Raw genomic sequence first — 23,022 nt, 5'->3', positions numbered from 1 at the left:
GGACAGCATGGGTGGGCCGGGAGGTCTCCCGGCAGGCGATCGAGCGCGGGCACCGGGTGACGTGCCTGGCGCGCGGCGAGAGCGGGGCGGTGGCCGACGGCGCGGCGCTGGTGGCGGCCGACCGGCGCGATCCCTCGGCGTACGCGCCGCTGCTCGGCCGCGACTGGGACGCGGTCGTCGAGGTGTCGTGGCAGCCCCGCTTCGTCCGCGAAGCGCTCGCCGCCCTGGGCGGCCGGGCCCGGCACTGGGCCTATGTCTCCTCCGGCAACGCCTACGCCTCCCACGCCGAGCCGGGCATGAACGAGTCTGCCCCGCTCCTGGCCCCGACCGACCGCGACGAGGTCGGCCGCGAGCTCTACGGCGAGGCCAAGGTCGCCTGCGAGCAGGCGTCGGAGGCCGTTGTGGGCGACCGCCTGCTCATCGCCCGCGCCGGGCTCATCGGCGGCCCCGGCGACCACAGCGGGCGCTCCGGCTACTGGGTGGCCCGTGCCGCGCGCGACCCGCACGGGCCGATGCTGGTCCCTGACACGCCGGACAGTCCGACGCAGGTCATCGACGTACGCGACCTGGCCGCCTGGCTGCTCGACGCCGCCGAGCGCGGCACCACCGGCACCTACAACGCCGTCGGCCCCGTCGTCCCGTTCGACGCCTGGATCGCGCTGTGCCGCGCCGCCGGCGGCCACACCGGCCCGGTCGTCACCGCCGGATCGGCCTGGCTGCTGGAGAACGGCGTGACCCAGTACATGGGGGCCGAGTCACTGCCGATGTGGCTGGTCGAGCCGGGCTGGGAGGGCTGGTCGGCCCGCAGCGGCGCCGCCGCGCAGGCCGCGGGGCTGCGCCATCGGCCCCGGGCCGAACTGGTGTCCGACACGCTGGCCTGGGAACGCGAGCAGGGCCTCGACCGCGAACGACGCGCCGGCCTCAGCGCCAAGCGCGAGCACGCACTCCTCGACGCCCTGGGCCGCGCGCCCGCGGGCGGATGACCACGCGGCAATCTTCACCATGATTGTCGACAAGGCCATCTACTGCACTGGAGCGCCGGGTCTTCAGCGGCGAGCACGACGACGTCACGGCCGACACCTACCCGCTCAAGCGCGAGGTCCTGGAGTTCGGGACGGCCCAGGACCCGCCCATACCGGTGCTGGAGGAGATCGTGAAGGGCCGGTGGCGTTGGGCGACGGCACCCGCGACCACTTCCGTGACGCACTGGACCACCTGCTGCGCGTGGACTCCCAGGTCGACGAGCACAACGACCTGCTCACCAGCGCTCTGAGCGCCCACCTGACCCTGGTGGGACGTGACCAGAACAAGGTCGCCATGCAGCAGAACGCCGACATGCGGAAGATCTCCGCATGGGCGGCCGTCATCGCCGTCCCCACCATGATGGCTTGGATCTACGGCATGAACTTCGACCACATGCCGAACTCCACTGGTCGCTCGGCTATCCCTGAGCCTGCGCCTCATGGTCGTCGCCGTGCTCGTCGTCCACCGGCTGCTCCCAGGAGCGGATGGTTGTGATCCGCCACCCGCTCCCGCGTGCGCTACGGCCGGCGCGTTCCGAAACGCCAGCGGGTCGCGCCGTACGGCTCCTCTGTCGCGACGCCGACCACCGTGCGGAAGGCGAACCGGTAGACCTGCCAGGGCGGCGGCCCCGCGCTGGGCGCGCTGAACGGCGCCGTGAGCGCGTCACCGTCGACCTCCGCAGGCCAGCCGCCCGCGCGATAGCCGGCGGCGACCTGCTCCAGCGTCGCCGCATCGGTGACCCTGGCCGCGCTGCCGTCGAGGACGAGATCGATGCCGGGCAGCCGGACGGAGATCGTGCAGCGCGGGTTGGCCGCCAGGTCACGCGCCTTGCGGGCGGCCGGGCTGCTGGTGAAGTAGAGCTCGCCGTCCAGCCACTGCGCACCCACACCCGCCGCGTGCGGCGTTCCGTCCAGGCGGCACGTCCCGAGGAAATACGTGACGTCAGGGCTCGGCACGGCGGCGAGCGCGTCACGGGCGCGGCTCCACGGCAGCTCCGCGTCTCCGTAGCGGTCGAGGTTCGCGGTCTCGTTGGGTGCTTGTTCGCTCATGCATATTGAGACCGTCGCGAGGAGGAAAACTCATCGCGACACCGGCGCCTCTGCCCGCCCCTGCCGTACAGCGGTCACGCACAAGCTGCTGTTCCGCTGGGGCATCGATGACTTGCACGTGCGGCATCGCCACTACGATGAAACCGGATCGCTCCGACGCATGCTGCCTTCGTCGCACGACCGCGTCCGCGAGGCCATTGACCGACAGTTCCGGCGGCCCGGAGCCGTTGAGGCAGAACTGAGGGTCACACAGCGGCGAGGGATCGGTCAGGTGGCCGCAATGACGGTGCTGCGGACATGTCCTCCCTTTGACGTGCGGCGTCCTCAGTGGACCGGCAGGCCGGTGACCGCTCTGCCGATGATGAGGCGCTGGATCTCCGACGTGCCCTCGAAGATGGTGAAGATCTTGGCGTCGCGGTGGAAACGCTCGACCGGATGGTCGCGGGTGTAGCCGGCCCCGCCCAGGATCTGGATGGCCTGCTCCGTCACCCACACCGCCGTCTCTCCCGCGACCAGCTTCGACATCGAGCCTTCCGCCTGTTCGAAGGGCCTGCCGTTCCTGGCCATCCAGGCGGCTCGCCAGGTCAGCAGGCGGGCGATGTCGACCCGGGCCGCCATGTCGGCCAGCAGGAAGGCGATGGCCTGGTTCGACCCGATCCGGCGGCCGAACTGCTCCCTCTCGCGGGCGTAGTCCCTGGCGTACTCGAAGGCGGCCCGCGCGATGCCCACGGCCATCGCGGCCACGGCCGGGCGGGTGGTCTCGAACGTGCGCATCGCCGCCTGCTCCCCTGCCCGTTCCCCGTTGCGTACCCGGCTCAGCCTGGCCTCCAGCTTCTCCTTGCCGCCCAGCAGGCAGGAGCCTGGTACGCGGACGTCGTCGAGTACGACCTCGGCCGTGTGGGAGGCACGGATGCCGTGTTTGCGGAACTTCTGGCCCATGGACAGGCCGGGCGTGCCCAGGGGCACGACGAAGGAGGCCTGGCCGCGGGTGCCGAGTGACGGGTCGACCGAGGCGACGACCACGTGCACGTTCGCGATGCCGCCGTTCGTGACCCACGCCTTGACGCCGTCCAGCACCCAGTCGTCCCCGTCGGGCACGGCGCGGGTGCGGATGGCGCCGACGTCGGACCCGGCGTCCGGCTCCGACGCGCAGAAGGCGCCCAGCTTGACGTCGCTCTCGGAGCCGAACATCTGCGGCAGCCACTCCCCCACCTGCTCGGGCGTGCCGTTGCCGGCCAGGGCCGCGGCCGCCAGCCCGGTGCCGACGATGGACAGGCCGATGCCCGCGTCGCCCCAGAAGATCTCCTCGAACGCCACCGGCAGTGCCAGCCCGCTCTCCTCCAACCACTGGGTGGCGAAGAAGTCGAGCGAGTAGAGCCCGATCTTCGCCGCCTCCTGGATGACCGGCCACGGGGCTTCCTCGCGCTCGTCCCACTCGGCGCCCGCCGGGCGGATCACGTCGCGGGCGAACGCGTGCACCCAGTCGCGCACCTCGGCCACGTCGTCGCTGGGCTCGGGACAGAAAGCGCTCATGCAGCACCCCTTGCTCGTTACCGCCGGTAACACCTTACCCGTGGGTAGAGCCGCCCGCGAAGGTGCCGGTGGTACGGGGTTCAGGCCGCCATGGTGATCATCGGTGGGCGTTCGGCGATGCCGATGTCGGTCAGCAGGACGTCGTGCCCGTCGCCGGCCCTGCGGAACTGCGCCAGCCGGAGCGAGGGCGCGTGGCAGGTCTCGATCTTGCCCTGGCGTTCCAGCCGGGACCACGCGGCCAGCATGATCTGGGACGCCATCCCTCCCAAGGCTTCCGTGGACTGCGGCGCGTGCTCCCGCGAGCCCAGGTCCACCTGCGCGAACGCGTCCAGCCCCGCCAGTTCGAGCAGGTCGATGAGCAGCCCGAGCTCCACGCCGTAGCCGGTCAGGAACGGCACCCGTTCCAGGGCGGAGCGCCGGCCGGCGTACTCACCCGCCAGCGGCTGCACGAACCCGGCCAGCCGCGGCCAGTGGAGGTTGATCAGGGGGCGGGCGACCAGTTCGGTGACGCGGCCGCCGCCGTTGGAGCAGCCGTTGAGGGGACGGTCATAGCACGCTTTGGCGTACACCACGGTCGGGTCGGCGAGGATGGGCCCGAGCAACCCAAATACCAGTGAAGGGCGAAATTTCCGGATATCGGCGTCGGCGAACACCAGCACATCCCCCGAGGTGACCGCCAGCGACTTCCAGAGCGCCTCCCCCTTGCCGTCGAGCGGCTTGAGCCGCGGCAGGATCTCGTCCTGGGCGTGCACCGTGGCCCCGGCCCGCGCGGCCACCAAGGCGGTGTCGTCGGTGGAGCGCGAGTCGATGACCACGATCTCGTCGACGAGCCCGCCCAGCTCCCGCCGGATCACCGTGACGATCTCCCCCACGGTCTCCCGCTCATCGCGGGCCGGGAGCACCACGCTCACCGTCGTACGGCCCTTGGCGGCCACCAGGTCCCGCAGCGGCCAGTCCGTGACGCACGAAGTACGGCGTCGCAACCATGTACGCACCTCACGCAGCATGCGACCCCTCCCCCCGTATCCCCACATTTCAGCTTAGGGGGTGGTGGCGTGGCGCTCCAGAAAGGTGTAAACGTCCGCCTCGTCCACCCCGGGGAACGACCCGGGCGGCAACGCGGCCAGGACGTGGGAGTTGGCGCGGGCGGACGGCCAGGCGTACCCCTCCCACCGTTCGGCCAGCCCGGCGGGCGGGCGGCGGCAGCAGTCGCCGTTGGGACAGCCGGAACGGGTGCGGTTGGTGGTCTCACGCCCCCGGAACCAGCGCGACTCCTTGTACGGCACTCCCAGCGTGATGGCGAAGTCCCGCTCGCGCGACGGATCGACGTGGGCCACGCAGAAATAGGTCCCGGTGGGCGAGTCGGAGTACTGGTAGAACACCGAGAACCGGTCGGGTGAGGCGAAGACCTGCCGCCCCGACCACTGCAGGCACATGCGCTGCCCCTCGATGGCCCCCTGCTCGTCCGCGGGGAAGACGATGCCGTCGTTCTCGTACGCCTTGTAGATGATGCCTCCGGCGTCGTTGCGCACGAAGTGGCAGACGAGTCCGAGATGGTGCGTGGCCAGGTTGGTGAAGCGGTGGGCGGCCATCTCGTACGACACCGCGAACACGTCGCGCAGGTCCTCCACCGACACCGCCCGCTGCGCCTTGGCCTCCTGGAGGTAGGGCGCGGCGGCCCGCTCGGGGACGAGCACGGCTGCGGCGAAATAGTTGGCCTCGGTGCGCTGGCGCAGGAAGTCGGCGAAGTCCCGGGGTTTGTCGTGGCCGAGCGCGAGGTGGCCGAGCGTCTGGAGCAGGATCGTACGCGGGGTGTGCATGCCGAGCTGCTCGTGTTTGACGTAGATGCGCCGGTGGCGCAGATCGGTGATGGAGCGCACGGAGCGCGGCAGGTCCTGGGCGGTGTGCACCGTGTAGCCGAAGTGCGTGACCAGCCCCTGGATCATGCTCTGCGACAGGGCGCCCGTACGGTAGCCGACGGCGTCGAGCGCCTGGGCGGCGGCCTTCTCGATGTCGGGGAAATAGTTGCCCACCTCCCGCTGCCGGCGGCGCAGCTCGGCGTTGGCGACCCGGGCCTCCTCGGGGGTGGCCGTGCCGCGGGCCTGCCGGGCGCGTAGTTCGCCGTACAGACCGAGGAGATGTTCGAGCACGTCGTTCGGCACGCGCGCGGAGACCTTCAGCCGCGGCAGGCCGAGCCCCGCGTAGATGGGGTCGCGCTGGGCCTCCTCCAGCGCGATCTCGAGCTGTGCGCGGCGGTTGGGCGGCTGGCGGCGCAGCAGTTCCTCGACGGGCACGCCGAGGGCCGAGGCGAGCGACTTGAGCAGCGACAACTTGGGCTCGCGCTTGCCGTTCTCCAGCAATGACAGCTGGCTGGGCGCCCTGCCGACGCGCGACCCGAGGTCGGACAGGGTGAGGCCGCGCTGTTTACGCAGGTGACGGAGGCGCTGGCCAAAGGCGATCAGATCCAGCTCCTGCGTCAAAGACAGCGGTTCTTCACCGAGCAACGGCCCCATGTCGGCATCTTAGGCAGAAAAACCAGCCATTTTCTAGATTTCGGACACCAAGCGCTCGGCCGGTCGGAGCACACCCGCACCGCCGGACGCGCGCGCCGCCCGTTCCGGCTCAGGCCGGAACCCGTGTCCCGGATACGGGAACCGTCACGGCCGGTCAGCGCGGGTCCAGCCGGATGCGCGCCATCGCGACCGGGCCGGCGGGCGAGTGGTTCGGCGGCGAGCCCAAGCTGGCCCTCGACCCGTCCCGCCGCGCTCCGTACGGGGCGGAAGCGCAATCTGGTACGCATCGCCATCAGCGGCAGGAGGTGACCGCCGTGCCGTCGGCCGGACGCGAACGAACACGAGCATGCCGGTTCGTGGAAAACTCGCGATTTCTTCTCCGAAGAATACCGGCAGGTAGAGCATATTTCGATAATTTTCGTGAATCTTCCCATCGTCGCCGACTTTCGACCGTGTGGCCCGGGGCAGAGACTCGGCGTAAGCCCCAGGGGACGACGAAGGAGTGATCATGAAGGATCGCCTCAAGGGAGCTGCCGAGCAGCTGCAGGACGAATGGGACAACGATCCGCGCTGGGCGGGCATCGAGCGTACGTACAGCGCCGAGGACGTGATCCGGCTGCGCGGCAGCGTCCAGGAGGAGCACACGCTCGCCCGGCTCGGCGCCGAGCGGCTGTGGGCCCTGCTGCACACCGAGGACTACGTCGCCTCGCTCGGCGCACTCACCGGCAACCAGGCCGTCCAGCAGGTGAAGGCCGGGCTGAAGGCGATCTACCTGTCCGGCTGGCAGGTCGCCGCCGACGCCAACCTGGGCGGGCACACCTACCCCGACCAGAGCCTGTACCCGGCCAACTCCGTGCCGGCCGTCGTCCGCCGCATCAACAACGCGCTGCTGCGGGCCGACCAGATCACGTGGTCGGAAGGCGTCGAGAGCCCGCACTGGCTGGCTCCGATCGTGGCCGACGCGGAGGCCGGGTTCGGCGGCGTGCTCAACGCCTTCGAGCTGATGAAAGGCATGATCGCGGCCGGCGCCGCGGGCGTGCACTGGGAGGACCAGCTCGCCTCCGAGAAGAAGTGCGGCCACCTCGGCGGCAAGGTGCTGATCCCCACCGGCCAGCACGTCAAGACACTCAACGCCGCCCGCCTCGCCGCCGACGTCTGCGGCGTCCCCTCACTGATCATCGCGCGGACCGACGCCCAGGCCGCGACACTGCTGACCAGTGACGTGGACCCGCGCGACCAGGCGTTCACCACCGGCGAGCGCACCGCCGAAGGCTTCTACCGGGTCAGGAACGGGCTGGAGGCGTGCATCGCGCGCGGCCTGGCGTACGCGCCGCACTCCGACCTGCTCTGGATGGAGACCGGCACGCCCGACCTGCAGATCGCCCGCGAGTTCGCCGAGGCGATCAAGGCCGAGCACCCGGACCAGCTGCTCGCCTACAACTGCTCGCCGTCGTTCAACTGGAAGAAGCATTTGGACGACTCCACGATCGCCAAGTTCCAGCGGGAACTGGGCCACATGGGGTACAAGTTCCAGTTCATCACGCTGGCCGGCTTCCACTCCCTCAACTACTCCATGTTCGACCTGGCCCGGGGGTACGCGGGCGACGGCATGCCGGCGTACGTGGAGCTGCAGGAGGCGGAGTTCGCCGCCGAGGCGCGCGGCTACACCGCGACCCGGCACCAGCGCGAGGTCGGCACCGGCTACTTCGACCTGGTCAGCACGGCCGTGGCCCCCGACTCCTCGACGACCGCGCTCAAGGGCTCGACCGAGGAGGAGCAGTTCGCCCACTGAGCACCTGAACGCGCCGGCCACCTCCAGGGCATGGGAGGGTCCCCGGCGGCGGCCGCGCCAGTCCTCCCCAGCGCTGGCGCGGCCTTTGTCATGAGGAGCCGGCGGGCGTCGGAGTGTCAGGGGCGTGCGTGGACGGACCTGGCGACTCGCCCGGCCCGTCCTGGGGGATCGTGGTGATCGACGACGACGGCCGCGGGCAGTCCCGCCTGGGCATGGCGCCGCGCCTCCTGCCCGCCGGGGCCGCGCACGCGCCGGGGTCGTCCCCGCCGGGCTCCTGCGGCGCGGCGGAGCCGGACCAGGGTGCTCGCGGGTGCCGGATGTCCCACCGCCGGGGCGAAGGACTGCGGGCGCCGTCCGGCGTACGGGTGCGCGTGACGAACACCGTGGGCGTGGCCGGATCCGTCGCCTGCCTCGTCGCGGGCCCCGTAGCAGGCCCCGTTGCAGGCCCCGTTGCAGGCCCCGTTGCAGGCCCCGTTGCAGGCCCCGTTGCAGGCCCCGTTGCAGGCCCCGTTGCAGGCATGGCCCGGGTGGGCGGCACGCGCCCGGCCGGGGTGGGGCGTGTGGTGGACACGGCGCTGCCCTCCGGCCGGGCGGCGGACGGCGGGTCGCCGGGCAGCAGCGAGCCGCCTCCGATGGGCGTGCCGTCCGCTCCTGAGGCCGCGATCACCGTGATGGCCGCGATCGACACCGTGGCCAGCGCGGCAAAGCCGGCGTGCGCGAGGCTCGCCCCGGCCCTTGCCCTCCGGCCCTTGCGGGAACGCTCCACGACCGCCTCACCGGAGGGCTCGCCGCACGCCTCGCCGGAGCACGCGCCGCCCGGCTCTCCGGGGGCGGCGTCACCGTGCCGTACCCGTCCCCCTCCCGGCGGGTACGGCACGGGAGTCCAGATCTTTCGCAGCACCTCGTCGACCGCACGGCGCAGATCCTGCGGATCGCCGACGCCGCCGGCGGCGAGCAGCACCCGCAGCAGGTCGGCGGCCCGGGGCCGGTCGGCGGGCTCCTTGGCCAGCGCCGCCTCGACGGCGGGCCGCAGCAGGGCGGGCACGCCCTCGGCCCGCGGCGGCTCGAACAGGATGCGCCGGGTCAGCACGTCCGCCTCCCCGCTCCCGAACGGGTGGTGCCCCGTGGCCGCGAACGCCACCAGGCACCCCCACGCGAACACGTCGGACGCCGGCAGTGCCGCCGCGCCCGTCAGCCGCTCGGGCGCCACCCACCCGGGACTGCCCATGACCTGGCCGGCCTGCGTGTGGGCGGAGAGCGTGTCGACGTCGCGGGCGATGCCGAAGTCGATGACGCGCGGACCTCGCGGCGACAGCAGCACGTTGGCCGGCTTGAGGTCCCGGTGCACCAGCCCGGCCTCGTGGACGGCGACCAGCGCGGCGGCGACGCCGAGCGCCACACCGTAGGCCCGGTCGGGGGTCAGCGGCCCCTCCGCGAACGCGACCTGGGAGAGGGCGGGGCCCGGGATGTACTCGGTGACCAGATAGGGCCGGTCATGGTCGGTGCCGTCCTCGACGACCGCCGCCGTGCAGAACGGCACCAGTCTGCGCGAGAAAGCCACTTCCTCGGCGAAGCGGGCGCGCAACGTGGCATCGTTGAGATGCACCGTATGGGGTGTCTTGAGCGCTACCAGGCCACTCTGAGCGTGTTCGGCCAGGTAGACGACTCCCATTCCGCCCGCACCGAGGCGGCCCAGCAGCAGATATCGCCCGATGATGACCGGGTCGCACGCCGTAAGCGGTCGCACGCCGGCAGACAGGTCACTCGCACCACGCGCCATCCGGGTTTCGCCCTTCCTGTCTGGACCATGGCACAGCACACTGTGACCGCATCCAGGCGGGCTTTCCGTACGTCTTGCGCAAGCGGTATCAGAGGTAAGGCGATCGTTCCTCCGGAGTGAGGAAGCCGTGGGGCGTATGTGGTGTTCCGTTCCTGGGGAGGACCGGGTTCAGGACGCGATGGCGGCGGCCTCCTCCGCCTCGACCTGGCGGTTCCAATCCTTCTTGACCGCCCGCCAGCCCTCGTCGTCCACGCCCGCGCGCCAGTAGCCGGAGATGGACAGCCGGTCCATCGGGATCCCCCGCTCCAGCCGCAAGTGCCGGCGCAGCACCTTCACGAACCCCGCCTCCCCGTGCACGAACGCGTGCACGTCGCCCTCGGGGAACTCCAGCTCCCGCACCGCCTCCACGAGCGCCTGGCCCACGGGACGCTCGCCCCGGTAGAGCCACAGGATCCGCGCGTCGGCGGCGGTGTCGAGCTTCTGCTCGTCGCCCGGCCCGTCCACCTCGACCAGGACGTGCGCGAGTGCCCCTTCCCGCAGCGCTTCGAGCGAGGCCGCGATCGCGGGCAGCGCGCTCTCGTCACCCACGAGGAGGTGCCAGCCCGCCTCGGAGTCGGGTGCGTAGCCGCCGCCGGGGCCGAGCATGAGCAGCACGTCCCCCGGCTTCGCCGCGGCGGCCCATGGCCCGGCCAGCCCCTCGTCGCCGTGCACGACGAAGTCGAGGGTCAGCTCGCGGGCGTCGGGGTCCCAGGCGCGCACGGTGTAGGTGCGCAGCCGTGGCCAGTGCTCGCGCGGCATCGTCGCGCGGCACTCCTTCACGCTGAACGGCTTGGGGTAGTCGACGTCGTCGTACAGGAAGACCAGCTTGACGTAGTGGTCGGTGAACCCCGTGGTGGCGAAGCCGGACAGCCCGTCACCCCCCAGCACGACGCGTACCATGTGCCGCGAGATCCACTCGGTCCGCAGGACGACGCCCTTGTGATGATCTGCGGGCTTCTCAGCCATTCAAACAGCCCCCTGACTCAGGTTAGGTATACCTAACCTTACATGCTTCCGATCGCCAGCCGCAGGCCGATCGCCATAAAAAAGGGACACGACGTAATTCATGCCGCGGCCGGATCCTCCAGTGAGCCCGGCCGGCCGGCCACCGCCCCCAGAAATCTCGCGATGTGACGGAACGCCAGCCGCGCCTCCGGCAGCACGTCCGCCAGGATCGGGAAGACGTGCGGCATACGGTCCCACTCCTCATATCTGACCGCCACCCCCGCCCGGCGGGCCCGCTCGGCGACGCGCCTGCCCTCGTCGCGCAGCACCTCCGTCGACCCCGTCACGATCATGAGAGGCGGCAGCGCCGTGAAGTCGCCGTGCACCGGCGACACCAGCGGATCCCGCGGATCCAGGCCGGAGGTCCACCGGCGGGCCAGCCAGCGCACCCGGCTCTCCGGGAGCATGGGGTCCTGCCAGCGGTTCGCGCGCCGCGGAGCGTCGGTCAGGTCCGTCCACGGCGACAGGCAGATCGCGGCGGCGGGCAGGGGCAGTCCCCGGTCGCGCAGCGCGAGCAGGGTCGCCAGCGTCAGGTGGCCGCCGGCCGAGTCGCCCGCGAGCACGATGTCCCCGGCCGCGTGGCCACGCCCGAGCAGGCAGTCGTAGGCGTCCATCGCGTCGGACAGCGAGTCGGCCAGCGTGTGCACCGGCCCCTGCCGGTAGTCCAGCGCCAGCACCGGCCGCCCGGCCGCGGCCGACAACCGCCACGTGATCGGCCGGTGCGTCCCCGGCGAACACGAGAAGTACCCGCCTCCGTGGAAGTAGAGCACGACCTTGCGCTCGTCGAGCCCTTCCCCGCCGCGCACCCACTCGCCGCCGCACGACGACAGGTGCGCGGGCGCGACCGCGACCTGCTCGGGGTACGGCAGTTGCACCAGCCGCGCGAGGTCACCCAGCCTGGCCGCGCAGACCAGCGCCAGCGGATGGCGCATCAGCAGGCTGGACGCGGGCTTCACGGTGCCGCGCATGAAACCGGTGAGCGCGCGGGCCTGCCAGCTCAGGGGGTATTGAGGAACTACGTCCCCATCTATGCGCATATCGGTCCTCCGGTAAGACCCCTTCCCCTTCTCATCCGCTCCTACCGGTCAGTACGGATCCGATCCTCGCAGCTCCAAATTGCGTTGCGAGCCCCCGATCCTCCAGCGGATAATTTCCTGCTTTCTCGTCGGCAGACCCGCGCACGGGTCCGGACACGGTATGTCACCGTGTCATCACCCCCCGGAGGTGCAAAACCATACCGCTCTACGCCCGGCTCGTCCGGTACGGCTTCAGGAAACACTCCACCTACGTCGCAGCCGCGCTCGCCGGCGCCTTCACCAACAGCGTGTTCGGCGTCCTGCGCGCCTACATCCTCATCGCGTTGTGGCAGGCCCGCCCCGGCCTGGCCGGCTACGACATCGCCGACGCCATCACCTACTGCTTCGTCACCCAGGCGTTCATCGCGCCGATGCAGCTGTTCGGCGGCGGCCTCGCCATACCCGAACGCATCCGCAGCGGCGACATCGCGCTCGACCTCGTCCGCCCGGCCCCGCTCCAGGCCTGGTCCTTCGCCGAGGACGTCGGCAGGGCCTCCTACCTGTTCCTGGTCCGCGGCATCCCGCCCATGCTGGTCGGCGCGGCCGTCTTCGGCGTCGTCGTCCCCGGCGACCCCGGCAGGTGGGCGGCGTTCATGGCCGGCTTCGCGCTCGCCGTCGTCGTCAGCTTCGGCTGGCGCTACCTCATCGCGCTGTCGGTCTGCTGGCTCATCGACGACCGCGGCGTGGCCGTCCTGTCGATGGTGCTCACCACGTTCTTCAGCGGCATGATGCTGCCCCTGCACATCTTCCCCGGGTGGCTGGCCGACGTCGCCAGGTCGCTGCCGTGGGCCGCCATGGTCCAGCTGCCCACCGACCTCTACCTCGGCAAGGCCGCCGTCATGGAGACACTCGCCTTCCAGGCGTTCTGGGCGACGGTCCTGCTCGTGCTCGGCGCGCTGGCCACCAGGGCGATCCGCCACAAGGTGGTGATCCAGGGTGGTTAGCCTCTATGCCCGGCTGGCCTGGACCTGGACCCGAGCCGCCGCCGCCTATCCCGCCTCCTTCGCGCTGATGACCGTGCTCGGCATCATCACGACCACGCTCGACGTCGCCGTGATTTTGATCGTCTTCGCCAACACCACCACCCTCGCCGGGTTCTCCCGCGACGAGGTGCTCTTCCTGTACGGCGCCGCGGGCGTGTCGTTCGCCCTCTGCGACCTCCTCGTCAGCAACATCGACCGGGTCAGCCAGCACATCAAGGCCGGCACCTTCGACACGTTCCTCATCAGACCCGTCAGCTCGTGGCTGCAGCTCACCACCGACCGCTTCAACCCCAACAGGCTCGGCCGCGTGCTGCAGGCCGTGCTCGTGCTCGGCTACGCCGTCGCGGTGCTCGATCTGGAGGGACGGCGACTCTGGATGATCCCCGTCATGGTGGTCACCGGGTTCGTCATCTTCGCCGCGCTCTGGACGCTGGTCGGCGCGGCTCAGTTCCTGCTCACGGACGCGCCGGAGCTGGGCAACGCCTTCACCTACGGCGGCCAGCAGCTCACCCAGTACCCCCTCGCCGTCTACGCCCGCGACCTGGTCAAGGGCGTGACCTACGTGCTCCCGATGGCCTTCGTCAACTGGCAGCCGGGCCTGTACGTGCTGGGCAGGGACGATCCCTTCGGCACGCCGGAGTTCATGCGTTTCCTCGGGCCGGCCGCCGCGCTGGCCCTCGTCCTGGCGGCCGGGCTCGCCTGGCGGCAGGGCATCAGGCACTACCGATCCACGGGGAGTTGACCATGATCGAGCTTGATCGGGCCGGGCGCTCGTTCAAGGTGAGACGAAGCCTCGTCCACGCCGTACGCGACCTGTCGTTCACCATCGCGCCGGGAGAGTTCGTCGGCTACCTCGGGCCCAACGGCGCGGGCAAGTCCACCACGATCAAGATGTTGTGCGGCATCCTCACGCCCACCTCGGGAACGGTGCGGGTGGCCGGCCTGGAACCGTCGCGCAGGCGCACCACCCTGGCCCGGCGGATCGGCGTGGTGTTCGGGCAGCGTACGACGTTGTGGTGGGATCTGCCGCTGGCCGACAGTTTTGAACTGATCCGGCACCTTTACAAAGTAGATCGCAACACGTTCCGCACGCGGCTCGACGAGCTGACCACCACGCTCGACCTCGGCTCCTTCATCCGCACGCCGGTGCGCCAGCTCAGCCTGGGGCAGCGCATGCGCGGCGACCTCGCGGCGGCGCTGCTGCACGCCCCCGACGTGCTGGTGCTCGACGAGCCGACGATCGGGCTCGACGTGGTCAGCAAGGCCGGCATCCGCGACTTCCTCAAGCGGCTCAACGCCGAGCGCGGCACCACCGTGCTGCTCACCACGCACGACCTGGGCGACATCGAGCGCCTGTGCCGGCGGGTCATGCTGATCGACCACGGCCAGCTGGCCTTCGACGGGACACTCGGCGACCTCATGGCCACGGCCCCCGACCAGTCCGACATCGAGGAGGTGGTCTCCCGCCTCTACACCGGCAGCGGCACCGCCTAGTAGTAGCTGCGCTCCGGCGTGGTCTCGTACTCCTCGTCGACGTCGTCGTCACGTCTCGACCAGCGCGACGGCATCAGCACGGGGATGAACAGGGCCACGCCGAGCAGGGCGAACACGCCCGTCGTCAGCAGTGTCCTGGCGCCGGCGCCGGCCTCCCTGACGAGCTGGTGCATCGACGGCTCGACGGGGACGAACGACAGCGCCCTGTTCACGTCGAGCGCGTAGACGACCGTCCAGGCCAGCAGCACCATCGACGGCAGGAACGTCGCCAGCGGCGAGACCCGCCCCGCCACCACGAGGCCGACCACCAGTCCCACGGCGGCCATCGAGCCGAGCGCGATCCACAACGTCTGGCTGTCGGGTGCGGCCGCCACGGAGCCCCCCGCCGCCTGCTGGACGGCCCATCCTCCGCCTGCCAGCACAGCGGCCGTCACCACAAGCCCGATGAGCAAACCAGCTAAGTGCCGCAACGTTCTCACCTCAATGTCGACGTGGTGGGCACGACCCTAGCGACAAAAGCCATTTTCGGCCCAGGCATTGTGCAGCTTCGATCTCAGGACCTCATATGCCCCTGCCCCGTGAGAACATGGGGCACACTCATGGGCGCGCGACTTCCTCTCAGGCTCGCGCGGACGGCCGCCTTCGCCGCTGTCTGCGTGACCCTCGCCGCCCTCGCCCACGTGCTGGGCGGCGGCGACGCACCGGCGCCGTGGACCGCCGCGCTCGGGCTCGCGTGCGTGTCCGCGCTGGGGTTCGCGCTGTGCGGCAGGGAGCGCTCGGCCCCGACGATCAACCTCGTGCTCGTCGGCGCGCAACTCGGGCTGCACGAACTGTTCGCCGGCGACGGCGCGTCCTACGTCTCGGTGCACGGCCACGCCCAGGGAGGCCTGGCCGTCGGCACCGGCATGTTGCTCACGCACCTGACGGCCACGGTGATCACGGGCCTGTGGCTCTCGCGCGGCGAGGCCGCCCTCTGGTCGCTGCTGCGCCGCATCGGCCACCGTCTCGTGCTGCTCGCACCGCTCGCCGTGTTCTCCCCCCGGCCCGCCGCGGCGATCGTCCGCACCAGGGTGGTGCCGCTCCAGCCGGGCTTCCGGCACTGCGTGTCCAGGCGTGGTCCTCCACTTCCCGCCTGACCTCTGACGCCCCATCACCTTTCGACCAAGTGGAGTTTCCGCATGTCCTTCGCACGCCGCGCGGCGACCGTGCTCGCCGCCACCACCGCTCTCACCGCCGGCCTCGCGCTGCCCGCGCTGGCCCACGTCACGGTCCAGCCCGGCACCGCCGAGCAGGGCTCGTTCACCAAGGTCGCCTTCCGGGTGCCGAACGAGCGCGACAACGCCTCGACCACCAAGATCGAGGTCTCCTTCCCCACCGACCACCCGCTGGCCTTCGTGTCGGTCAAGCCCGTGCCCGGGTGGGACGTCAAGGTCACCGAGGGCAAGCTCCCCGCGCCGGTCAAGACCGAGTACGGCGAACTGGAGGAGGCCGTCACCAAGGTCGTCTGGTCGGGCGGCGAGATCGAGCCGGGCCAGTTCCAGGAGTTCGAGGTGTCCATGGGCCAGTTGCCCACCGACACCGGTTCCCTGATGTTCCCGACGAAGCAGACCTACTCCGGAGGCGAGGTCGTCGACTGGTCGGAGGCCCCCAAGGCCGACGGCACCGAGGCCGAGCACCCCGCCCCGCTGCTCAAGCTGGTGCCCGCCGCCGGCGGCGACACGGCGACCTCCGCCTCGCCGTCCGCCGCCGCCGCAGGTGCCACGCCCTCGGTCGCCCCGGTGGCGGCGGCGTCGGCGTCCGACGGGACGGCCCGCCTGCTGGGCGGCGCGGGCCTGGTGGTGGGTGTGGCCGGCGTCGTCATCGGCTTCCTCGGCCTGCGGCGCCGCGCCTCCTCCTAGCGGATGGGCGGGGGCGCCCTCCCGGGGCGCCCCCCGCCCGTCCGTGTGCGGGTCTCAGGAGGTGATGTCCTTGCCGGAGAACCGGGCCCAGGCGATCGAGCCGAACAACAGGATGTACGCCCCGAACGCCAGCAGTCCTTCCCCCATCGCCGCGGTGTCGATGGGGCTGCGCAGAACCGCGTCGAAGTTCGTGAACCGCGTCGGCAGCAGGTACGGCGTGATCGAGCCGAGCTCCGGGATCGCGCGCAGCACCTGGCAGACGATGATCAGCACGATGGTGGCGGCGATGGCCCCGATGGACACCTCGGTGAACGTCGACATGGCCAGCGCGACGGCGGCCAGGGCGGCCATGCCCGCGCCCACGTAGCCGACGGCGATGACGATGCGCAGCAGCCCGTCGCCCATCGAGATCGTGGTGCCCGACAGCAGCGTCACGTCACCGGCGGGGAAGAGGACGAGCCCGGTCGCCAGCGCCGGCAGCGCCACCGCCGCGGTGACGGCGTACGCGAAGACGACCGCGTTGACATATTTGACGGCCAGCAGCCGGGTGCGCCCGGACGGCGCGGCCAGCAGGTAGCGCAGTGTCCCCGCGCCCGCCTCGCCCGCGATCGAGTCGCCCGCCACCACGCTGACGACGACCGGCATGAACAGCAGCACGAGGAACGAGAACGAGACGAACGTCAGCATGAGGCTGTTGCCCGCGACGTCCTCGATGATCCCGCCCATGCCGTCCTCGGCGGCGACGACCCGCAGGGCGACGCCGATGACGATCGGCACGACCCCCAGGGCGGCCAGCATCAGCAGATTGCGCGGCCGGCGGAACGTCAGTCCCAGCTCGGAGCCGAGCAGCCGCCAGAACGACCACGGCATCCGGGCGGGCGGCGTGCCGGGGTCCGCGGCGGGTTGCCGCGGCCCGCGTTCGGCGCTGCGCAGGGTCTCCCCGACCGGCACGAGCCCCGGTGTGCGCCTGGTCGCCGTCTCAGCCGCCGTCTCAGCCGCCGTCTCAGCCGCCGACATCGAAGCCCTCCCCTGTCAGTCCGACGAACACGTCCTCCAGGCTGGGCCGGACGACGGCCAGCCCGCGCACGGCCACGCCCTCCCCCACCAGCGCGGCGTTGATCTGCTCAGGCACGCGCCCGTCCAACTCGGCGGTGACCTCCGCGCCGGATCGGCGCACGTCGGGCAGGCCAAGCGTGCCGAGCACCCGCGCCGCGTCGGCGGCGTCGGGCGTCTCCACCCGGACGCGGACGACCAGGCCGCTGCGGAGCGAGGCGATCGTGCCCTGCGCCACGAGCCTGCCGGTCCGCATGATCGCGGCGTGCGTGCACATCTGCTCGACCTCGGCCAGCAGATGGGAGGAGACGAAGACCGTGGTGCCGTCCGCGGCGATCTCCTTGACCAGCGAGCGGACCTCGCGCGTGCCCTGCGGGTCGAGGCCGTTGGTCGGCTCGTCGAGGATGAGCAGCTCACGCGGGCCGAGCAGGGCGGCGGCGATGGCCAGACGCTGGCGCATGCCGAGCGAGTAGTTGCGGTAACGCTTGCCAGCGGCCGCCGACAGGCCCACCCGTTCCAGCGCCTCGGCGATGCGCCGCGCGGCGGTGCCGCCGCGGGCGGTCGGGTCGGCGGCGTCGAAGCGCCGCAGGTTGGCCTCGCCGGACAGGTACGGGTAGAAGGCCGGTCCCTCGACCACCGCGCCGACCCTGGGCAGCGCCTGGGCCAGGGGCAGGTCCAGCACGGAGTAGTCGCCGGCCGTCGGCGCGACCAGGCCCAGCAGCATGCGGATCGTCGTGGTCTTGCCCGAGCCGTTCGGCCCGAGGAAGCCGAACACCGAGCCGCGGGGCACTGCCAGGTCGAGCGCGTCCACGGCGACCTGGCCGCCGCGGAAACGCTTCGTCAGGCCGTGCGTGACGATGGCGCTCTCCCCCGGATCGGCCCCCGGGGGCGGGGCCGCCCCGAAGGGCGCCCCCGCTTCCTGAGTGACGGCGGTCACTTGATGCCCGCCGCCTTGGTGATCTCCTCCGGTGTGACCGGGCCGACCAGCATGCGGCCGTCGTCGGTCAGCAGGGCGGTGACGAGCTTGGTCTTGATGAGCTTGCCGGAGCCCCACGGGCCGCTCACCGGGGTGGCGGACTTGAGGACGCTGTCGAGCAGCGCCTTCGGGTCGGCGTCGGGGCCGAACCGCTCGCCGCCCTTCGGGGCCTGCGCCGCCTTGGCCACCAGCTCCTTCTGGTCGAAGGGCAGGACCGCCACGCTCGCCCAGCCGTCGCCGACCACCTTCACGCGGTCCTTGACGTGCTCGGCCTGTTCGGCGCGCTCCTCGGCGACGTGCTCGCCGTGGGGCATGTCGCCGAGCGTCCTCTCCTCCACCTTGGCGCCCGCGGGCGGGGCGAAGGCGAAGTTCTCGGGCGCCGGCGGCGTGAACGTCACCTGCGTGAACCCGACCTGGAACGCCGGCTCGGCCGAGCCCTTGGCGTAGACCTGGACCTGGAGCGGGACGTACGTCTCGCCGTCGAGCGCGATGCGTACCTCCTGGACCAGCGAGCCCTCCGCCTTGGGCGACAGCACGAGCTGGTAGGCCGGGCGGCCCGCCACCTCCGCCGTGTTGACCACCCGGACGTCGGTGTACTGCTCGGCGTCGGCCAGCAGCCGTTCCGACAGCTGCTGCGGCGTCAGGTCGGACGCCTGCGGCATCGGCGTGCGGTGTTCCTGGCCGGCGCCCTTCTTGACCGTCAGTCTGGTCGCGGTGTTGGTGGAGCTGTCCCAGTACCAGCCCTGGTCGCCGTCGAGGATCAGGTTGGTCTCGTTCAGCTGCGTCGGGATGGCCATCCGCACCTTGTCGTGGGCGCCGTACCAGACCTTCACCTCGTGCGAGCCGGACAGCAGGCTGAGCGGCGAGGTGTCGCCGGTCTGGGGCAGCGCGGGCAGGCCGAGCGACGCCGTCTGCTGGACAGTGCCGGACATCGGTGGCACGCCGCCCGCCTTGCTGGTGACCGACGCCGCGTCGGCCAGCAGCTGCTGGGCCGAGCGCTCCGGCAGGACGGGATCGCCGCTCACGGCGGCGATCACCGGGCCGGCGCCGATGGCGGCTCCGATGACGGCCGCAGCCGCGACCGGGACCCCCCACCTCACGTACGTTCCTCTTCGCATCTCACTCCTTTACCGTATGTCGATGCTCAGAGCCTGCGTCATGCATCCTTAGGCGGACCTGAGACTTTCTGAGACGGCTCTCAGCCTTCTCAGCGCCGTCTCAGCCCCAGGACAGGAGAATCGCCACATGAGAGTGCTTGTCGTCGAGGACGAGCGGCGGATGGCCGCCGCGCTCCAGCGGGGGCTCCAGGCGGAGGGGTTCGCCGTGGACCTCGCCCACGACGGCGAGGAGGGGCTGCACGCGGCCCGGCACGGGGCCTACGACGTCGTGGTGCTCGACATCATGTTGCCGAAGTTGTCGGGCTACAACGTGTGCAAGCGGCTGCGCGCCGAGGAGAACTGGGTGCCCATCCTCATGTTGTCGGCCAAGGACGGCGAGTACGACATGGCCGACGGGCTCGACCTGGGCGCCGACGACTACCTGACCAAGCCGTTCTCGTACGTGGTGCTGGTGGCCAGGCTGCGGGCACTGCTGCGGCGCGACACGGGGCGGCGGCCGTCGGTGCTGGTGGCGGGCGACCTGTCGCTCGACCCGGCGCGGCGCAGGGTGCAGCGGGGCGAACGGCCGGTCGAGCTGACGCCCAGGGAGTTCGCGCTGCTGGAATACCTGCTGCGCAGGCGCGACGAGGTGGTGTCGAAGACGGAGATCCTGGAGCACGTGTGGGACACCTTCGACACCGACCCCAACGTGGTCGAGGTGTACGTCGGCTACCTCCGGCGCAAGATCGACGCCCCCTTCGGCAGGAACGCGCTGCAGACCGTGCGCGGCGCCGGCTACCGGCTGGCGGGGGACGGTGGCTGACTCGCCGCTGGCCTGGTGGCGGCGGCAGGGGCTGCGGTTCCGGCTCACGGTGGCGGCCGCCGCAGTGCTGGCGCTGGCGCTGGCGGTGTCGGCCTCGGTGCTGCTCAGCGTGCTCGACCGGGCGCTGATCGACACCGTGGACGAGTCGACGAGGGCGCAGGCGCAGGCCGTGCGCGTGGCGGCCGACGCCGGGACGCTGACCAGCCCGATCACCACCCACGACGGCACGATCGTGCAGGTCATCGACGACCGCGGGCGGATCACGCACGTCACGTACGGAGCCGACCGGCTGGTGCCGCTGCTCGACGCGGAGGCCAGGGCTCAGGTGCTGGCCGACGGGCAGGCCACGCTGCTCGACGGGCGGCCGTACGCCATGCCGGGGTTCCTGCGCGTGATCGTGCTGCGCGCCGACCGCGGCCAGACCGTGGTGGCGGCCAGGCCCATCAGCGAGATCCAGACGAGCCTCGCCACGGCCGCAAGGGTGTTGTTCGTCGGCACGCCCGCGCTCGTGGTGCTGCTCGCGGTGGCGAGCTGGCTCATGATCGGCCGTACGCTGCAGCCGATCTCCGCCCTGCGCAGGGGCGCCGCGGAGGTCACGAACACGGCCAGGTCGCGCCGCCTGCCGGTGCCGCAGTCGCGGGACGAGGTGCACTCGCTGGCCACGACGCTCAACGACATGCTGGCCCGGCTGGAGGAGGCCGAGCAGCGCCAGCGCGCGCTGGTCGCCGACGCCGCGCACGAGTTGCGCAGCCCACTGGCCAGCATCCGGCTGCAGCTGGAGGTGGCGCTCGGGCACCCTGGCGGCCAGGACTGGCAGGAGACCGCCGAGGGCGTGCTCGAGGACACGATGCGGCTGGCCAGGCTGGCCGAGGACCTGCTGGCACTGGCCAGGCTGGACGAGCGCGGCGGCGTGCCCGCCAGGCGCGAGCCCGTCGACCTCGACGACGTGGTGCGCCAGGTCGTCGACCGGTACGGCGAGGCACGGCTGACGGTGTGCGACCCGGTCGTCGTGCGCGGCGACGCCCTCGACCTGAGCCGGGTGCTGACGAATCTGATGGACAACGCGGTACGCCACACCTCCTCCAAGGTCGACGTGGCGCTGACCGGCGACGGTGTGCTGACGGTGACCGACGACGGCCCCGGCGTCCCCGAGCAGGACCGCGATCGGGTGTTCAACCGCTTCACCCGGCTCGACTCCGGGCGCAGCCGCGACGAGGGCGGCGCCGGCCTCGGGCTGGCGATCGTCCGCGAGACCGTGCGGGCGCATGGCGGCACGGTCTCACTGGAGGACGCCGGCCCGGGGTTGCGGGCCGTGGTACGGCTGCCGGTGTCCCGCTAGGCCCGGCCCGCCGTACCTGTGCGGGCCACGACCCTGCCGCGGGCTCGTGCGCGGTGTCAAGCATCGCGGGCGATCCTGCCGGAGCCCTGCGCCGCGTCGTACGCGAAAACGCTCTTTCGCCGGGGACTGCCTGGACGGCGTCTTGTCACGTGCCAGGAAGGCACACGCCGGCGGGGGTTCCGGGAGGTGCTGGGGAATCAGAGGCCGGCGACGACGTCGTCCGCGGCCTTCATGGGCCCTTCACAGGCACGTGATGCTCGGCAGGGCCCCGGGCTCGGAATGGTCCGGGCCCTTCACAGCTGGTCGTGGATGGACATGGAGCGTTCCGAAAGTGGTCAGGCGGCTGTCCCCTTTTCTGCGGTGGCCAGGAAGTCCTGGGCGATGAGCGGCAAGCGGCGCCGGGCGTGGACCACGGCGATGATCCGGCGTACCGCGGGTTCGAGTGAGCGCACCACCAGGCCTGCGCGACCGGCCTGTTCGGCCATGCCGCGATACCACAGCAGGGACGCCTGACCGGCGCGTACCGCGTTGAGCCAGCCGTTGCGCTCGTCGGTTTCGAGCACGACCACGGGCGTCACCGCGAACTTGCCGAACATCGCGTCGAGCTCTCTGCGCCGCATGCTGCCGCGGGCGGGCAGCGCCAGGCGCATGCCGTTCAGCTTGCCCATCGGCACGGGGTTGGGGAGTTCGAGCCCGGGCGGGGAGATCAGCACGATCTCCTGGCGTTCGAGCGGGTGGGTGATGAGGTCGGTGGGCACGGGGAGATCGGTGAGCCCGAGATCGGCCCGCTGATCCCTGATGGCGCTGACGACGCCGTCGCGGCCGTCGCAGCGGACGATGTGCACGCGCACTCCCGGATGGTCGGCCGCGTAGGCGGGCAACAACCGCCCCGCGAGACCGGGTTCGAGGCTGGGCGTGGCGGCGATGCGGAGCTCGGCCTCGGTGGTGCCGGCGTGATTGGACAGACCCTCGATCTCGTGAACCGCGTCGAGCGCCTCCCTTGCCAGTTTCACCACCCGGCGACCTTGCGCGGTGACGACCACGCCGCGGCCGGAACGAGCGAAGAGCGTCATGCCGAGCTCCCGCTCAAGATCGCGGATGGCCCGCGACAGTGCGGGTTGCGCGATGTAGAGCGATCTTGCCGCGTCGGTCATGGTGCGGTGCTCCGCAGTCGCGACCACATAGCGGAGCTGCTGGAGATTCATGCCAAAGAAGCTAGGACACCGCCCGCCCTCGGGACCGAAAGATAGCGGAGATCACCTCGAATGATTTCGGACCGTAACCGAGTACCGCTACATCCGTGACGGGTGATAAATCAGTATGCTTTTGCCCCAAATTTGGCAAGGGTCCGCCAAGTCGCGGCGCAAAGCCACTGAAACCAGACAACCGCGTGAACGGGGAGACACGGTGACAGGGAACGGGCAGTATCCACCCCCGCCACAAGGGCCAGGGCAGCCCCAACGGCCACCCTCGTTGCCCTGGCCGCCGCCGGGCTACCGCCAGCCGCAGCCGCAGGGCGGCGGCCCGTACCCCTGTCTCTTATACACCT

The 23,022-nt window shown here is 71.3% G+C and carries 22 protein-coding genes; 10 read left to right on the top strand and 12 right to left on the bottom strand.

Annotated elements, in window-relative coordinates:
- Nucleotides 1-983: Rossmann-fold NAD(P)-binding domain-containing protein (locus E1267_RS31220; RefSeq protein ID WP_220449760.1), on the top strand; the 983-nt coding region annotated here is incomplete at its 5' end.
- 181 nt (nt 984-1,164) lie between these two features.
- Entirely contained in the window at nt 1,165-1,518 is a 354-nt protein-coding gene (locus tag E1267_RS31215; RefSeq protein ID WP_246064369.1) for a CorA family divalent cation transporter, read from the top strand.
- A gap of 23 nt (nt 1,519-1,541) precedes the next feature.
- On the opposite strand, the gene E1267_RS31210 is transcribed toward E1267_RS31215, so the two are convergent.
- The 4 genes from E1267_RS31210 to E1267_RS31195 all read right to left on the bottom strand — a co-directional run bounded on the left by E1267_RS31210 (nt 1,542) and on the right by E1267_RS31195 (nt 6,118).
- Nucleotides 1,542-2,072, bottom strand: coding sequence for a pyridoxamine 5'-phosphate oxidase family protein (locus E1267_RS31210; RefSeq protein ID WP_132337758.1), 531 nt, complete (start codon nt 2,070-2,072; stop codon nt 1,542-1,544).
- Between the two features lie 324 nt (nt 2,073-2,396).
- Entirely contained in the window at nt 2,397-3,605 is a 1,209-nt protein-coding gene (locus tag E1267_RS31205) for an acyl-CoA dehydrogenase family protein (protein ID WP_132337756.1), read from the bottom strand.
- 80 nt (nt 3,606-3,685) lie between these two features.
- On the bottom strand, nt 3,686-4,612 hold the full coding sequence (locus E1267_RS31200) for a glucosyl-3-phosphoglycerate synthase (protein WP_132337754.1): 927 nt from the start codon (nt 4,610-4,612) through the stop codon (nt 3,686-3,688).
- A gap of 33 nt (nt 4,613-4,645) precedes the next feature.
- On the bottom strand, nt 4,646-6,118 hold the full coding sequence (locus E1267_RS31195; protein WP_425465105.1) for a helix-turn-helix domain-containing protein: 1,473 nt from the start codon (nt 6,116-6,118) through the stop codon (nt 4,646-4,648).
- 508 nt (nt 6,119-6,626) lie between these two features.
- On the opposite strand from E1267_RS31195, the gene aceA reads away from it, so the two are divergent.
- On the top strand, nt 6,627-7,910 hold the full coding sequence (gene aceA, locus E1267_RS31190; protein WP_132337752.1) for an isocitrate lyase: 1,284 nt from the start codon (nt 6,627-6,629) through the stop codon (nt 7,908-7,910).
- Between the two features lie 88 nt (nt 7,911-7,998).
- On the opposite strand, the gene E1267_RS31185 is transcribed toward aceA, so the two are convergent.
- From E1267_RS31185 to E1267_RS31175, 3 genes are all read right to left on the bottom strand, one after another.
- Nucleotides 7,999-9,657, bottom strand: a complete 1,659-nt coding sequence (locus tag E1267_RS31185) for a serine/threonine-protein kinase (RefSeq protein WP_165959894.1) — start codon at nt 9,655-9,657, stop codon at nt 7,999-8,001.
- A 201-nt stretch (nt 9,658-9,858) separates the two neighbouring features.
- Nucleotides 9,859-10,695 carry a siderophore-interacting protein gene (locus E1267_RS31180; RefSeq protein WP_132337748.1) on the bottom strand — a complete coding sequence of 279 codons (837 nt, stop codon included), beginning with the start codon at nt 10,693-10,695 and terminating at the stop codon, nt 9,859-9,861.
- A gap of 98 nt (nt 10,696-10,793) precedes the next feature.
- Entirely contained in the window at nt 10,794-11,702 is a 909-nt protein-coding gene (locus E1267_RS31175; protein ID WP_236667892.1) for an alpha/beta hydrolase fold domain-containing protein, read from the bottom strand.
- Between the two features lie 356 nt (nt 11,703-12,058).
- Between E1267_RS31175 and E1267_RS31170 the strand changes: the two genes are divergently transcribed.
- The 3 genes from E1267_RS31170 to E1267_RS31160 are packed head-to-tail and all read left to right on the top strand — an operon-like array spanning nt 12,059 to nt 14,287.
- Nucleotides 12,059-12,754, top strand: a complete 696-nt coding sequence (locus E1267_RS31170) for an ABC transporter permease (protein WP_246064368.1) — start codon at nt 12,059-12,061, stop codon at nt 12,752-12,754.
- Nucleotides 12,747-13,535: an ABC transporter permease gene (locus E1267_RS31165; protein WP_246064367.1), complete on the top strand. Its 789-nt coding sequence runs from the start codon at nt 12,747-12,749 to the stop codon at nt 13,533-13,535. The genes E1267_RS31170 and E1267_RS31165 overlap by 8 nt, the downstream gene beginning before the upstream one ends.
- 2 nt (nt 13,536-13,537) lie before the next feature.
- Nucleotides 13,538-14,287 (top strand): ABC transporter ATP-binding protein, encoded by a 750-nt coding sequence (locus tag E1267_RS31160; protein ID WP_132337744.1) that lies wholly within the window; start codon nt 13,538-13,540, stop codon nt 14,285-14,287.
- On the opposite strand, the gene E1267_RS31155 is transcribed toward E1267_RS31160, so the two are convergent.
- Nucleotides 14,284-14,739 carry a hypothetical protein gene (locus E1267_RS31155; RefSeq protein WP_246064366.1) on the bottom strand — a complete coding sequence of 152 codons (456 nt, stop codon included), beginning with the start codon at nt 14,737-14,739 and terminating at the stop codon, nt 14,284-14,286. The two genes, E1267_RS31160 and E1267_RS31155, sit on opposite strands and share 4 nt — an antisense overlap.
- Nucleotides 14,740-14,886: 147 nt before the next feature.
- Between E1267_RS31155 and E1267_RS31150 the strand changes: the two genes are divergently transcribed.
- A complete protein-coding gene (locus E1267_RS31150; protein WP_132337740.1) occupies nt 14,887-15,423 on the top strand; it encodes an MFS transporter in 537 nt (178 codons plus the stop codon).
- 42 nt (nt 15,424-15,465) lie between these two features.
- The gene (locus E1267_RS31145) at nt 15,466-16,185 is read left to right on the top strand and encodes a YcnI family copper-binding membrane protein (RefSeq protein WP_132337738.1); all 720 of its coding nucleotides are present in this window, start codon (nt 15,466-15,468) and stop codon (nt 16,183-16,185) included.
- 54 nt (nt 16,186-16,239) lie between these two features.
- Here the strand turns inward: E1267_RS31145 and E1267_RS31140 are convergent, their stop codons facing one another.
- Genes E1267_RS31140 through E1267_RS31130 form a run of 3 tightly spaced genes read right to left on the bottom strand, consistent with a single transcriptional unit; the run spans nt 16,240 to nt 19,314 of the window.
- The gene (locus tag E1267_RS31140) at nt 16,240-17,202 is read right to left on the bottom strand and encodes an ABC transporter permease (RefSeq protein ID WP_132337736.1); all 963 of its coding nucleotides are present in this window, start codon (nt 17,200-17,202) and stop codon (nt 16,240-16,242) included.
- Nucleotides 17,189-18,175: an ABC transporter ATP-binding protein gene (locus E1267_RS31135; protein ID WP_132337734.1), complete on the bottom strand. Its 987-nt coding sequence runs from the start codon at nt 18,173-18,175 to the stop codon at nt 17,189-17,191. The genes E1267_RS31140 and E1267_RS31135 overlap by 14 nt, the downstream gene beginning before the upstream one ends.
- The gene (locus E1267_RS31130) at nt 18,172-19,314 is read right to left on the bottom strand and encodes a LolA family protein (RefSeq protein WP_246064365.1); all 1,143 of its coding nucleotides are present in this window, start codon (nt 19,312-19,314) and stop codon (nt 18,172-18,174) included. The genes E1267_RS31135 and E1267_RS31130 overlap by 4 nt, the downstream gene beginning before the upstream one ends.
- 145 nt (nt 19,315-19,459) lie before the next feature.
- Between E1267_RS31130 and E1267_RS31125 the strand changes: the two genes are divergently transcribed.
- The gene (locus E1267_RS31125; protein ID WP_132337730.1) at nt 19,460-20,134 is read left to right on the top strand and encodes a response regulator transcription factor; all 675 of its coding nucleotides are present in this window, start codon (nt 19,460-19,462) and stop codon (nt 20,132-20,134) included.
- Nucleotides 20,127-21,473 carry a sensor histidine kinase gene (locus E1267_RS31120; RefSeq protein WP_132337728.1) on the top strand — a complete coding sequence of 449 codons (1,347 nt, stop codon included), beginning with the start codon at nt 20,127-20,129 and terminating at the stop codon, nt 21,471-21,473. Before E1267_RS31125 ends, E1267_RS31120 begins: the two co-directional genes overlap by 8 nt.
- A 335-nt stretch (nt 21,474-21,808) precedes the next feature.
- Here the strand turns inward: E1267_RS31120 and E1267_RS31115 are convergent, their stop codons facing one another.
- Nucleotides 21,809-22,678 (bottom strand): LysR family transcriptional regulator, encoded by an 870-nt coding sequence (locus tag E1267_RS31115; RefSeq protein ID WP_132337726.1) that lies wholly within the window; start codon nt 22,676-22,678, stop codon nt 21,809-21,811.
- Between the last annotated feature and the right edge of the window lie 344 nt (nt 22,679-23,022).

The sequence above is a fragment of the Nonomuraea longispora genome, assembly GCF_004348345.1.
In the GTDB taxonomy this organism is placed as follows: Bacteria; Actinomycetota; Actinomycetes; order Streptosporangiales; family Streptosporangiaceae; genus Nonomuraea; species Nonomuraea longispora.
This window is presented reverse-complemented; position numbering and strand designations above follow the sequence as displayed.

Bases quoted from the DNA above. Each gene is read 5' to 3' on its own strand.
- E1267_RS31205 (WP_132337756.1), bottom strand. From the start codon at position 3,605: ATGAGCGCTTTCTGTCCCGAGCCCAGCGACGACGTGGCCGAGGTGCGC.
- E1267_RS31150 (WP_132337740.1), top strand. From the start codon at position 14,887: ATGGGCGCGCGACTTCCTCTCAGGCTCGCGCGGACGGCCGCCTTCGCC.
- E1267_RS31200 (WP_132337754.1), bottom strand. From the start codon at position 4,612: ATGCTGCGTGAGGTGCGTACATGGTTGCGACGCCGTACTTCGTGCGTC.
- E1267_RS31125 (WP_132337730.1), top strand. From the start codon at position 19,460: ATGAGAGTGCTTGTCGTCGAGGACGAGCGGCGGATGGCCGCCGCGCTC.
- E1267_RS31180 (WP_132337748.1), bottom strand. From the start codon at position 10,695: ATGGCTGAGAAGCCCGCAGATCATCACAAGGGCGTCGTCCTGCGGACC.
- E1267_RS31160 (WP_132337744.1), top strand. From the start codon at position 13,538: ATGATCGAGCTTGATCGGGCCGGGCGCTCGTTCAAGGTGAGACGAAGC.
- E1267_RS31145 (WP_132337738.1), top strand. From the start codon at position 15,466: ATGTCCTTCGCACGCCGCGCGGCGACCGTGCTCGCCGCCACCACCGCT.
- E1267_RS31175 (WP_236667892.1), bottom strand. From the start codon at position 11,702: ATGCGCGGCACCGTGAAGCCCGCGTCCAGCCTGCTGATGCGCCATCCG.
- E1267_RS31140 (WP_132337736.1), bottom strand. From the start codon at position 17,202: ATGTCGGCGGCTGAGACGGCGGCTGAGACGGCGGCTGAGACGGCGACC.
- E1267_RS31210 (WP_132337758.1), bottom strand. From the start codon at position 2,072: ATGAGCGAACAAGCACCCAACGAGACCGCGAACCTCGACCGCTACGGA.
- E1267_RS31195 (WP_425465105.1), bottom strand. From the start codon at position 6,118: ATGGGGCCGTTGCTCGGTGAAGAACCGCTGTCTTTGACGCAGGAGCTG.
- aceA (WP_132337752.1), top strand. From the start codon at position 6,627: ATGAAGGATCGCCTCAAGGGAGCTGCCGAGCAGCTGCAGGACGAATGG.
- E1267_RS31115 (WP_132337726.1), bottom strand. From the start codon at position 22,678: ATGAATCTCCAGCAGCTCCGCTATGTGGTCGCGACTGCGGAGCACCGC.